Source organism: Pseudonocardia thermophila (assembly GCF_900142365.1).
GTDB lineage: Bacteria > Actinomycetota > Actinomycetes > Mycobacteriales > Pseudonocardiaceae > Pseudonocardia > Pseudonocardia thermophila.
This window is the reverse complement of the sequence record NZ_FRAP01000001.1, coordinates 148836-161068: the sequence shown is the minus strand read 5'-3', so window position 1 is coordinate 161068 and position 12233 is coordinate 148836. Positions and strand designations below refer to the sequence as shown.

Annotated in this window: 11 protein-coding genes; 10 read left to right on the top strand and 1 reads right to left on the bottom strand. The window is 72.8% G+C overall.

Features of this window, described 5'->3' with window-relative positions:
- Positions 1 to 77: 77 nt before the first annotated feature.
- On the bottom strand, positions 78 to 563 hold the full coding sequence (gene bldD, locus BUE41_RS00810) for a transcriptional regulator BldD (protein WP_073454865.1): 486 nt from the start codon (positions 561 to 563) through the stop codon (positions 78 to 80).
- 465 nt (positions 564 to 1028) lie between these two features.
- Between bldD and pyrR the strand changes: the two genes are divergently transcribed.
- The 10 genes from pyrR (at position 1029) to coaBC (ending at position 12228) form a co-directional block, all read left to right on the top strand.
- Positions 1029 to 1640 (top strand): bifunctional pyr operon transcriptional regulator/uracil phosphoribosyltransferase PyrR, encoded by a 612-nt coding sequence (gene pyrR, locus BUE41_RS00805; protein ID WP_073454864.1) that lies wholly within the window; start codon positions 1029 to 1031, stop codon positions 1638 to 1640.
- The gene (locus BUE41_RS00800) at positions 1637 to 2581 is read left to right on the top strand and encodes an aspartate carbamoyltransferase catalytic subunit (protein ID WP_073454863.1); all 945 of its coding nucleotides are present in this window, start codon (positions 1637 to 1639) and stop codon (positions 2579 to 2581) included. Before pyrR ends, BUE41_RS00800 begins: the two co-directional genes overlap by 4 nt.
- Positions 2578 to 3864: a dihydroorotase gene (locus BUE41_RS00795; RefSeq protein ID WP_073454862.1), complete on the top strand. Its 1287-nt coding sequence runs from the start codon at positions 2578 to 2580 to the stop codon at positions 3862 to 3864. The genes BUE41_RS00800 and BUE41_RS00795 overlap by 4 nt, the downstream gene beginning before the upstream one ends.
- Positions 3861 to 4970, top strand: coding sequence for a glutamine-hydrolyzing carbamoyl-phosphate synthase small subunit (carA, locus tag BUE41_RS00790; protein WP_073454861.1), 1110 nt, complete (start codon positions 3861 to 3863; stop codon positions 4968 to 4970). The genes BUE41_RS00795 and carA overlap by 4 nt, the downstream gene beginning before the upstream one ends.
- Positions 4970 to 8269, top strand: a complete 3300-nt coding sequence (carB, locus tag BUE41_RS00785) for a carbamoyl-phosphate synthase large subunit (protein ID WP_073454860.1) — start codon at positions 4970 to 4972, stop codon at positions 8267 to 8269. Before carA ends, carB begins: the two co-directional genes overlap by 1 nt.
- Positions 8266 to 9090 (top strand): orotidine-5'-phosphate decarboxylase, encoded by an 825-nt coding sequence (gene pyrF, locus BUE41_RS00780; protein ID WP_073454859.1) that lies wholly within the window; start codon positions 8266 to 8268, stop codon positions 9088 to 9090. The genes carB and pyrF overlap by 4 nt, the downstream gene beginning before the upstream one ends.
- Positions 9091 to 9600: 510 nt before the next feature.
- A complete protein-coding gene (gene mihF, locus BUE41_RS00775) occupies positions 9601 to 9915 on the top strand; it encodes an integration host factor, actinobacterial type (RefSeq protein ID WP_073455121.1) in 315 nt (104 codons plus the stop codon).
- Positions 9916 to 9938: 23 nt separating this feature from the next.
- Positions 9939 to 10649, top strand: a complete 711-nt coding sequence (gmk, locus tag BUE41_RS00770) for a guanylate kinase (protein WP_327194723.1) — start codon at positions 9939 to 9941, stop codon at positions 10647 to 10649.
- A gap of 45 nt (positions 10650 to 10694) precedes the next feature.
- Positions 10695 to 10970, top strand: a complete 276-nt coding sequence (gene rpoZ, locus BUE41_RS00765) for a DNA-directed RNA polymerase subunit omega (RefSeq protein ID WP_073454858.1) — start codon at positions 10695 to 10697, stop codon at positions 10968 to 10970.
- A 28-nt stretch (positions 10971 to 10998) separates the two neighbouring features.
- Entirely contained in the window at positions 10999 to 12228 is a 1230-nt protein-coding gene (coaBC, locus tag BUE41_RS00760; RefSeq protein WP_073454857.1) for a bifunctional phosphopantothenoylcysteine decarboxylase/phosphopantothenate--cysteine ligase CoaBC, read from the top strand.
- Positions 12229 to 12233 lie beyond the last annotated feature (5 nt).

The following is a 12233-nucleotide window of genomic DNA, read 5'->3' as shown; positions in this document are numbered from 1 at the left end:
AAAGTGCCGTTCGTGGCGCCTGCCGGGACGCACGCCGGGCAGCGGCGTGCCGGCTCCCTTCCCCAGGAGCCGGACCGTCACTGCGAGGACGGGCGCGCCTCCGGCGGCAGGACCCCCCAGCTGATCAGCTGGTCGGTGAGCTCGCCCGGCGTCATGTCGTAGATGATCGCAAGCGAGCGCAGGTCCTCCGAGCGGATCGAGAGGACCTTGCCGTTGTAGTCCCCGCGCTGGCTCTGGATCGCCGCGGCGTACCGAGCGAGCGGACCGACCTTGTCGGCCGGCAGCTGCTGCAGGCGCTCCAGGTTGATGACGATCTTCGTGGCGGGCTCCGAGCCGGACGGGACCCGGCCCTCGGGCAGCAGCTCGGCCACGGGCACGCCGTAGAAGTCGGCCAGCTCGGCGAGCTTCTGCACGGTCACGGCGCGGTCGCCGCGCTCGTAGGACCCCACGACGACAGCCTTCCAGCGGCCGCCAGACTTCTGCTCGACGCCGTGCAGCGACAGGCCTTGCTGCTGCCGGATGGCGCGGAGCTTCCCGCCGAGCGCCTTGGCGTAGTCGCCCATGATGGCGACCTCCTCACTTGCGTTTCTGTGTCGGCCGCGGGACCGACGGGTCGTGACGGTGGGTACTGGGGCGGGCTGGTGCGTCGGGGAGCGTCGCACCGGTGCTGCAGTCCGTGGCGGTGCCCCCGCAGTCCGCGGCCACCCACGATGCAGACGATCAATACGGAGAGTAATCCTCCGCGTGCGGCTCCGATCGGTCAAGTTCGTGGCCCCCCGATCGGGCTAGACACGCCGGAGATCACTCGAACGGCTGATCGACACCGGCCCTCCGACGTCAACAGCAGCGCCCCCACGGTGCGCATCGTGTCAGTTCGGTTTCCGCGCGCGTACGGGTGGGTGTCCTCACGTACCCGCGTTGAGGCGTCCGTTCCGCTGATACGGTCGGGTCCGTCGAACGCCCCTTCGGCGGATCGACGAACCGGTTCCTTTAAGACCCGTCCGGTGAGGCGGGGAAGGAGACAACTCGTGACGGACGACCGTCGCGGGGGCCCGGCAGATGCAGCGGGGCAGGTCACGCCTGCCCGCGAGCTGCTCAGCGCTGCCGACGTCACCCGCACCATCGCGCGCATGGCGCACCAGATCATCGAGCGGGTGGCCGACCGGGAGACCGGAAGCCTCGCCCACGCCGTGCTGATCGGGATCCCCACCCGCGGCACGATCCTGGCCCGCCGCCTGGGAGCGGCCATCGCCGAGTTCTCCGGCACCGAGGTGCCCGTCGGCTCCATCGACGCCACCCTCTACCGCGACGACCTGCGCCGGGGCCCCGCCCGTGCGCTCGCGGTCACCGACGTCCCCGAGGGCGGGCTCGACGACCTGCTCGTCGTGCTCGTCGACGACGTGCTCATGTCCGGCCGCACCGTCCGCGCCGCGCTCGACGCGCTGTCCGAGCACGGCCGCCCCCGCGCGGTGCAGCTGGCGGTGCTCGTCGACCGCGGCCACCGGGAGCTGCCGATCCGCGCCGACTACGTCGGCAAGAACGTGCCCACCGCCCGCGACGAGCAGATCCTGGTGAAGTTCACCGAGATCGACGGCGTCGACGGGGTGGCGCTGGCGCGCACGACGGGGGGCACCGGGTGAAGCACCTGCTGTCCGTGACGGACCTCGACGCCGCGGAGGCGACCGCGCTGCTCGACACCGCCGACCGGCTCAAGCAGGCGCTGCTCGGCCGGGAGGTGCGCAAGCTCCCCACGCTGCGCGGCCGCACCGTGATCACGATGTTCTACGAGGACTCCACCCGCACGCGGGTGTCGTTCGAGATCGCCGGCAAGTGGATGAGCGCCGACACGATCAACGTGAGCGCGCGCGGCTCGTCGGTGTCGAAGGGGGAGTCGCTGCGCGACACCTCGCTCACGCTCTCGTCGATGGGCGCGGACTGCGTGGTCGTGCGCCATCCCGCCTCGGGCGCCGCGCACCGCATCGCCGCGTGGACCGACCGGGACCGCGCGGTCACCGGCATCCACACGTCGATCGTCAACGCCGGGGACGGCACCCACGAGCACCCCACCCAGGCGCTGCTGGACGCCGCCACGCTGCGGGAGCGGCTCGGCGGGATCGCCGGGCGGCGGGTCGGCATCGTCGGTGACGTCCTGCACAGCCGGGTCGCCCGCTCCAACGTGTTCCTGCTGGCCACGCTCGGGGCGGAGGTGGTGCTGATCGCGCCGCCGACGCTGCTGCCGGTCGGGGTGGAGGAATGGCCGTGCCGGGTCAGCGCGGAGCTGGACGCGGAGCTGCCCGCCCTGGACGCGGTGATGATGCTGCGCGTGCAGGCCGAGCGCATGCACGGTGCGTTCTTCCCGTCCTCGCGGGAGTACGCGATCCGCTACGGCCTCTCCCCGGAGCGCGCGGCGCTGCTGCCCGACCACGCGATCGTCATGCACCCCGGCCCGATGATCCGCGGCATGGAGATCGCGCCCAGCGTGGCCGACGCGCCGTCGTCGGCGATCCTCGGCCAGGTCCGCAACGGCGTGCACGTGCGGATGGCCGTCCTCTACCACCTGCTCGCCGGAGCCAGTTCATGAGCCTCGTCATCCGCAACGCCCGCCCCTACGGAGAGGAGCCCGTCGACCTCCTCGTCGAGGACGGGGTGATCACCGAGATCGGCGCCGGCCTGGCCGGGCCGGAGGGCGCCGAGGTGCTCGACGGCGCCGGCCAGGTGCTGCTGCCCGGGTTCGTCGACCTGCACACCCACCTGCGCGAGCCCGGCGGTGAGGAGTCGGAGACGATCGCCACCGGCTCAGCCGCGGCCGCGCTCGGCGGCTACACCGCGGTGTTCGCGATGCCCAACACCGACCCGGTCGCCGACAGCGAGGTCGTCGTCGAGCACGTGCGCCGCCGCGGCGAGGAGGTCGGCCTGGTCGACGTCCACCCGGTCGGCGCGGTCACCGTGGGGCTCGAGGGCCAGAAGATGGCCGAGCTGGGCACGATGGCCAACAGCCGCGCGCAGGTGCGCATGTTCTCCGACGACGGCCGGTGCGTGCACGACCCGGTGATCATGCGCCGGGCCCTGGAGTACGCCTCGGCCCTGGACGTCGTCATCGCCCAGCACGCCGAGGACCACCGGCTCACCGTCGGTGCCCAGGCCCACGAGGGCGTGGTCGCGTCCCGGCTGGGCCTGACCGGGTGGCCGGCGACCGCCGAGGAGACGATCGTCGCCCGGGACTGCGCGCTGGCCCGGGAGGCCGGTGCCGCGCTGCACATCTGCCACGTCTCGTCCGCGCGCACGATCGATGTGCTGCGGCTGGCGAAGGAGCAGGGGGTGCGGGTCACCGCCGAGGTCACCCCGCACCACCTGCTGCTCACCGACGCCCGGCTGACCAGCTACGACCCGGTCAACAAGGTGAATCCGCCGCTGCGCACCGCCGCCGACACCGAGGCCATGCGGACGGCGCTGGCCGAGGGTCTGATCGACGTCGTCGCCACCGACCACGCCCCGCACGCCGCGCAGTACAAGGACACCGAGTGGGCGGCCGCCCGCCCGGGCATGCTCGGCCTGCAGACGGCGCTGTCGGTGGTCGTGCACACGATGGTGGAGCCGGGCCTGCTGGACTGGCGCGGCGTCGCCCGGGTCATGTCCGAACGGCCCGCCGAGATCGGCAACCTGCCCGACCACGGCCGCCCGATCGCCGTCGGCGAGCCCGCGAACCTCACGCTCGTCGATCCCGACGGCGTCTGGACGGTGCGCGGGGAGAACCTCGCCAGCAAGGCGTCCAACACCCCCTACGAAGGCATGCGGCTGCCGGCGACGGTGACCGCCACGATCCTGCGGGGTCGCATCACGGCACGGAACGGAGAAGTGGCATGACGGCCGTACTCGTCCTGGAGGACGGGCGGATCTTCCGCGGGCAGGCGTACGGCGCCACCGGCACCGCGCTGGGCGAAGCGGTCTTCACGACCGGCATGACCGGCTACCAGGAGACGCTCACCGACCCCAGCTACCACGGCCAGATCGTCGTGCAGACCGCACCGATGATCGGCAACACCGGCTGGAACGACGAGGACGACGAGTCGCGCGGCATCCAGGTGGCCGGCTACGCGGTGCGTGATCCGGCTCGCATCCCGTCGAACTGGCGCTCGCGGCGCAGCCTGGAGGAGGCGCTGACCGAGCAGGGGATCGTCGCGATCGCGGGCATCGACACCCGCGCGGTGGTGCGCCACCTGCGCGAACGCGGCGCCATGCGGGCCGGGGTGTTCTCCGGCCCCGACCTGGCTGACGACGCCGAGCTCGTCGAGCGCGTGCTCGCCAGCCCGCGCATGGAGGGCGCCGATCTCTACGGGGCCGTCACGACGAAGGAACCCTACGTCGTCCCGGCGGCGGGGGAGAAGCGGTTCGTCGTCGCCGCCATCGACGTGGGGATCAAGTTCAACACCCCGCGGATGATGGCCCAGCGCGGCATCGAGACCCACGTGCTGCCGGCCGACTCGCCGTTCGACGCGATCACCGAGCTGAACCCGGACGGTGTGTTCATCGCCAACGGGCCGGGCGACCCGGCCACCGCGGACAAGCCGGTGGCGCTGGTGCGGCAGGCGCTGGAGGCGGACCTGCCGGTCTTCGGCATCTGCTTCGGCAACCAGATCCTGGCGCGGGCGCTGGGCCGCGGGACGTACAAGATGCGCTACGGCCACCGCGGGATCAACATCCCGGTCGTCGAGCTCGACACCGGGCGGGTGGCGATCACCTCGCAGAACCACGGCTTCGCCGTCGAGGGCGAGGCGGGGGAGGAGTGGGACACCCCCTACGGGCGCGCCCGCGTCACCCACGTCTGCCCGAACGACGGCTGCGTCGAGGGCGTCGCCCTCTTCAGCGGGCGGGCGTTCAGCGTGCAGTACCACCCGGAGGCCGCGGCGGGCCCGCACGACGCCGCCGGTCTGTTCGACCAGTTCGCGCAGCTGATGGAGGGTGGTCGCTGATGCCGCGCCGCGACGACATCAACCACGTGATGGTGATCGGCTCCGGGCCGATCGTCATCGGCCAGGCGTGCGAGTTCGACTACTCCGGCACCCAGGCCTGCCGGGTGCTGCGTGCCGAGGGCATCCGGGTGTCGTTGGTGAACTCCAACCCGGCGACGATCATGACCGACCCGGAGTTCGCCGACGCCACCTACGTCGAGCCGATCACCCCCGAGTTCGTCGAGCAGGTGATCGCGGCCGAGCGGCCGGACGCGCTGCTGGCGACGCTGGGCGGCCAGACCGCGCTCAACACCGCGGTCGCGCTGCACGAGCGCGGCGTGCTGGAGCGCTACGGCGTTGAGCTGATCGGCGCCGACATCGAGGCGATCCAGCGCGGCGAGGACCGACTGAAGTTCAAGGAGATCGTCCAGTCGGTCGGCGGCGACGTGCCCCGCTCCGCGGTCTGCCACTCGATGGACGAGGTCCGCGCCGCGGTCGCTGAGCTGGGTCTGCCGGTGGTCATCCGCCCGTCGTTCACGATGGGCGGGCTGGGCTCCGGCATGGCGCACACCCCGGAGGAGCTGGACCGGCTGGCCAGTGCCGGCCTGGCCGCGTCCCCGGTGACCGAGGTGCTCATCGAGGAGTCGGTCCTCGGCTGGAAGGAGTACGAGCTCGAGCTGATGCGCGACCGCCACGACAACGTGGTGGTCGTCTGCTCGATCGAGAACCTCGACCCGATGGGCGTGCACACCGGCGACTCGATCACCGTGGCGCCGGCGATGACGCTCACCGACCGCGAGTACCAGCACATGCGCGACGTCGGCATCGCGGTGCTGCGCGCGGTCGGCGTCGACACCGGCGGCTGCAACATCCAGTTCGCGGTGCACCCGAAGACCGGCAGGCTCGTCGTCATCGAGATGAATCCGCGGGTGTCGCGGTCGTCGGCGCTCGCGTCGAAGGCGACCGGCTTCCCGATCGCGAAGATCGCCGCGAAGCTCGCCATCGGCTACACCCTCGACGAGATCCGCAACGACATCACCGGCGAGACCCCGGCCGCGTTCGAGCCGACGCTCGACTACGTCGTGGTGAAGGTGCCGCGGTTCGCGTTCGAGAAGTTCCCCGGTGCGGACCCCGAGCTCACCACCACCATGAAGTCGGTCGGCGAGGCGATGGCGCTGGGCCGGTCGTTCGGGGAGGCGCTGGGCAAGGCGCTGCGCTCGATGGAGACCGGGACGGCCGGCTTCTGGACCGTACCGGACCCGGACGAGGAGCCGGACGTCGCCACGCCCACCGACGGGCGGATCTACGCGGTCGAGCGGGCGCTGCGGGGCGGCCGGTCGGTCGAGGACGTGGCCCGCGAGTCGGGCATCGATCCGTGGTTCGTCGACCAGATCGCCGCGTTCGTGGAGCTGCGGGCGGAGATCCTCGCCGCGCCCGTGCTCGACGCCGACCTGCTGCGCCGGGCCAAGCGCGCCGGCCTGTCCGACCGGCAGCTCGCCGCGCTGCGGCCGGAGTTCGCCGGCGAGGACGGGGTGCGCTCGCTGCGGCACCGGTTGGGCATCCGGCCGGTCTACAAGACCGTCGACACGTGCGCCGCGGAGTTCGCCGCGAAGACCCCGTACCACTACAGCGCCTACGAGACCGACCCGGCCGCGGAGTCGGAGATCGCCCCGCAGACCGAGAAGCCGAAGGTGATCATCCTCGGCTCGGGGCCGAACCGGATCGGGCAGGGCATCGAGTTCGACTACTCGTGCGTGCACGCCGTGATGGCGCTGCGCGAGGCCGGGTTCGAGACCGTCATGGTGAACTGCAACCCGGAGACGGTCTCCACCGACTACGACACCGCCGACCGGCTCTACTTCGAGCCGCTGACCTTCGAGGACGTCCTGGAGGTCATCCACGCCGAGCAGGCCAGCGGCACCGTCGCCGGGGTGATCGTGCAGCTGGGCGGGCAGACCCCGCTCGGGCTCGCGCAGCGGCTCACCGCGGCCGGGGTGCCGGTGGTGGGCACGTCCGCGGCGGCGATCGACCTGGCCGAGGACCGCGGCGAGTTCGGCGAGCTGCTGCGCACGGCCGGGCTGCCCGCGCCCGAGTTCGGCATGGCCACCTCCTTCGAGGAGGCGAAGGCGATCGCGGCCCGGATCGGCTACCCCGTGCTGGTGCGGCCGTCGTACGTGCTGGGCGGGCGCGGCATGGAGATCGTCTACGACGACGAGACACTGGCCGGCTACATCTCCCGCGCCACCACGATCAGCGAGGACCGGCCGGTGCTGGTCGACCGGTTCCTCGACGACGCCATCGAGATCGACGTCGACGCGCTCTGCGACGGGCACGAGGTGTTCATCGGCGGCGTGATGGAGCACATCGAGGAGGCCGGGGTGCACTCCGGCGACTCCTCGTGCGCGCTGCCGCCGATCACGCTCGGCCGCACGGTGCTGGAGAAGGTCCGCCGCTCCACCGAAGCGCTCGCCCACGGCATCGGCGTGCGCGGGCTGCTCAACGTCCAGTACGCGCTGCACGGCGACACGCTCTACGTGCTGGAGGCCAACCCGCGGGCGTCGCGCACGGTGCCGTTCGTGTCGAAGGCGACGGCCGTGCCGCTGGCGAAGGCGGCCGCCCGGATCGCGCTCGGCGCGACCATCGCCGAGCTGCGCGCCGAGGGGATGCTCCCGGCGACGGGCGACGGCGGGGACCTGCCGCTGGACGGCCCGGTCGCGGTGAAGGAGGCGGTGCTGCCGTTCCACCGCTTCCGCACCCGCGACGGGGAGGGCCTGGACTCGCTGCTCGGCCCGGAGATGAAGTCCACTGGCGAGGTGATGGGCTTCGACGCGTCGTTCGGGGCCGCGTTCGCCAAGTCGCAGGCCGCCGCGTACGGGTCGCTGCCGACGTCGGGGCGGGTGTTCGTCTCGATCGCCGACCGCGACAAGCGGGCCATGGTGTTCCCGGTGCTGCGGTTGGCCGCGCTCGGGTTCGAGGTGCTCGCCACCGAGGGCACCGCGGAGGTGCTGCGCCGGCACGGCCTGGAGGTCACGGTGGTGCGCAAGGCGTCCGAGGGCGGCGGGCCCGGCCAGGAGACCGTGCTGGACCGGATCAAGGCCGGCGAGGTCGACCTGATCATCAACACCCCGTACGGCAACTCGGGTCCGCGCGTCGACGGCTACGAGATCCGCGCCGCCGCGGTCGCCCACGGGGTGCCGTGCATCACGACGATGGCGGGGGCCTCGGCCGCGGTGCAGGGCATCGAGGCGATGATCGCCGGCAAGATCGGGGTGCGGTCGCTGCAGGACGCCCACGCGGTGCTGCGGAAGGCCCGCTCGTGAGCCGGTTCGGTGCGCGGTTGGCCGAGGCCGTCGCCGCCCACGGCACGCTGTGCGCCGGGATCGACCCGCACCCGGGTCTGCTGGTGGCGTGGGGCCTCGCCGACGACGCGGACGGCCTGGCGGCCTTCGCCGGGGCCTGCGTGGAGGCGTTCGCCGGGCACGTCGCGGTGGTGAAGCCGCAGTCGGCGTTCTTCGAGCGGCACGGCTCGGCCGGCATCGCCGTGCTGGAGCGGCTGCTCGCGGACGTCGCCGGGACGGGCACCCAGGTGATCCTCGACGTCAAGCGGGGCGACATCGGCTCGACGATGGCCGGCTACGCCGACGCGTACCTGGCGGAGGGTGCGCCGCTCGGCGCGGACGCGGTGACCCTCACCCCGTACCTCGGGTTCGACTCCCTGGAACCCGGGCTCTCCGCCGCGGCGCAGGCCGGGCGCGGGGTCTTCGTGCTCGCCCGGACGTCCAACCCGGAAGGGGCGGACGTGCAGCTCGCCACCGCGGGCGGCACGAGCGTGGCGCAGCGCATCGTCGATGCCGCAGGGGAGCGCAACGCCGGCGCTGAGGCACTCGGGGACGTCGGCGTGGTCGTGGGCGCCACCCATGACCACGGGCTGGACCTCGGCCGCCTGCACGGCCCGGTGCTCGCCCCGGGGATCGGCGCCCAGGGCGCCGGGCCCGCAGATGTGGCGCGCCGGTTCGCGGGCCTGGACGGCGTCGTGCTGCCCGCGGCGTCGCGGTCGGTGCTGGCGGCCGGGCCGGACCCGGCCGCGCTGCGGGCAGCGGCCCTGCGGCTGCGCGACGAGGTCGCGGCCGTGGCGGGATGACGGACCCGGTTGCGCCGGGGTGATGTCGCGAACACCACACAGCGGATTCCGTCCGGTATCGCGCCTGGTCAGGGACCGGAATCGGACCCGCCGTTCGGCGCGTCGGCCCTGCCGCTGGGCGGTCCGCGGCGTCGGAGTGACGGAGGGTCACCGACCGTGATCACCCGGTTGTCAGGCGCCCGGACGGGTGCACCGCTCGGCGTCCGGTCGAGCGGTCGACGTGCCGTGCGCGCGGGATCGGGTAAACAGGTGCACGGTCCCGGAGTTGCGGTGAACGGGGCGCGTCGGTGTCGATACCGACCGGTGTCTCGTGCTATCACCGTGACGGGTGAGCGAAACCGCAAACCCACAGGTGGCACCCCGGTTCCGGGTTCCCGCACGCGATGAGTACGTTCGGATCCCGTACCGCTCGGGCTCTGCTCCGGAGAGACGGACCAGCGCACCGGCGGCCGGTGTGTAAGCGGCTTCGGAACGTGCCGGAGCCCGCACGAACGAATGACGGAGGAGACCGTGGCCCTTCCCCAGCTGACCGAGGAACAGCGCGCCGAGGCCTTGCAGAAGGCCGCTGCGGCGCGCCGTGCCCGGGCCGAGCTGAAGAACAAGCTCAAGACGGGCGCCACCACCTTGCCGGAGGTGCTCAAGCTCGCCGACACGGACGACGTCTTGGGCAAGATGAAGGTCTCGGCGCTGCTCGAGTCGTTGCCGGGCGTCGGCAAGGTCCGGGCCGCCCAGATCATGGAGCGGCTGGAGATCGCGCCGTCGCGTCGGCTGCGCGGCCTGGGTGACCGGCAGCGCAAGGCTCTGCTCGCCGACTTCGAGGGGTGATCGGCTCACCGCGGTACGGGTCGATGTCCGAGCCGATCCCCCAGGCGTCGATCTCCCAGGCGTCCGAGACGCTGTCGACGTCGATGCCCGCCACGGCGGTGCCCACCGCGGCACTGCCCGGGGCGGCATCGTCGGAGACACTGTCCGAGATGACGTCGCAACCGCGGTCGCACGAGCCCCGGAGGGGCCGGCTGCTCGTTCTGGCCGGCCCCTCCGGCGTCGGCAAGTCCAGCGTCGTGACGGCGCTGCGGGCGGCGCTGCCGGAGTTGTACTTCTCCGTGTCGGCGACCACCCGCGACCCGCGACCCGGCGAGATCGACGGGGTCCACTACCGCTTCGTCGGTCCGGCCGGGTTCGACGAGCTGATCGCCCGCAACGAGCTGCTGGAGTGGGCGGAGATCCACGGTGGTCTGCAGCGCTCCGGCACGTTGCGGGCACCGGTGGAGGAGGCACTGCGCAGGGGTGACCCGGTCCTCGTGGAGGTCGATCTCCAGGGCGCCCGCGCGGTGAAGAAGGCGATGCCGGAGGCGACGACCGTCTTCCTGGCCCCGCCGTCGTGGGACGAGCTGGTGCGGCGGCTGCGCGACCGGGGGACGGAGTCGCCGGAGCAGTTCGAGCGCCGCCTCGCCACGGCGAAGGAGGAGCTCGCTGCAGCGGACGAGTTCGACGTCCAGCTGGTCAACGACGACGTGCAGAAGGTCGTCCGCCGATTGATAGAATTGCTGGTCGGCTGAAAGATCCCGCCGGCCGTACCCCGCTAGGAGTTTGCTGCGTTGAGCATGCCGCTGATCGCCCCCACCGCCGATGCCCAGCCGGAGGGCATCACCAACCCGCCCATCGACGACCTGCTCAGCCGGGTGAGCTCGAAGTACGCCCTGGTGATCTACGCGGCCAAGCGCGCCCGGCAGATCAACGACTACTACTCCCAGCTCGGCGAGGGTCTGCTCGAGTACGTCGGCCCGCTCGTCGAGCCGGGGCCGCGCGAGAAGCCGCTCTCGATCGCGATGCGCGAGATCCAGGCCGGGCTGCTGGAGCACGTCGAGGGCGAGCACTGATCGGTCGCGCGCAGACGCGAGAGGCGTCATGAACGCGGTCGACGGCCCCCGGGTGGTCCTCGGGGTGGCGGGCGGCATCGCCGCCTACAAGAGCGCCGAGGTGCTGCGCAGGTTCACCGAGAGCGGGCACCGCGTGCGGGTGGTGCCGACCCCGTCGGCACTGGAGTTCGTCGGCGCCGCCACCTTCGAGGCGCTGTCCGGGCAGCCGGTGCACACCGGCGTGTTCGCCGACGTGCACCAGGTGCCGCACGTGCGCCTGGGCAAGGAGGCGGACCTCGTCGTCGTCGCGCCCGCCACCGCGGACCTCTTGGCCCGCGCCGCGCAGGGCCGCGCCGACGACCTGCTGACCGCCACGCTGCTCACCGCCCGGTGCCCGGTGCTGTTCGCGCCGGCGATGCACACCGAGATGTGGGAGCACCCGGCCACCCGGGCCAACGTGGCCCTGCTGCGCTCGCGCGGCGCCGTCGTCATGGAGCCGGCCTCCGGACGGCTCACCGGCGCCGACACCGGACCGGGCCGGCTGCCCGAGCCGGAGCAGATCGTCGAGCTGGGCCGGCTGCTCCTCGAGCGCCCCGACGGCCTGCCCCAGGACCTCGCCGGGCGGCGGGTCGTGGTGTCGGCGGGCGGCACGCGGGAGCCGCTCGATCCCGTCCGGTTCCTGGGCAACCGCTCGTCCGGGCGGCAGGGCTACGCGCTGGCCGCCGTGGCCGCGCAGCGCGGCGCCGCGGTCACGCTGGTCGCCGCGCACACCGCCGACCTGGCCGATCCGGCCGCCGTCGAGGTGGTGCGGGTCGGGTCCGCTCTGGAGCTGCGCGATGCGATGCACGCGGCGGTGAAGGGCGCGGACGCGGTCGTGATGGCCGCCGCGGTGGCCGACTTCCGGCCGGTCTCGCTGGCCGGGCACAAGATCAAGAAGACGGGTTCTGACCCCGAACCGCTGGCGCTCACCACGAACCCGGACATCCTCGTCGAGCTGGTCGGTGCGCGGGAACCGGGCCAGATCGTGGTCGGGTTCGCGGCCGAGACCGGCGACGACACGGGCGACGCGCTGCACCACGGCCGGCAGAAGCTCGCCCGCAAGGGCTGCGACCTGCTGGTCGTCAACGCCGTCGGGGACGGCATGGCGTTCGAGGTGCCGGAGAACGCCGGGTGGCTGCTGGCCGCCGACGGCTCCGAGACCGTGCTGCCGCACGGCTCGAAGGCGCTGCTCGCCTCGCGGGTGTGGGACGCGGTCGCGGCCCGGCTGCGGGACCGGTAGCGCAA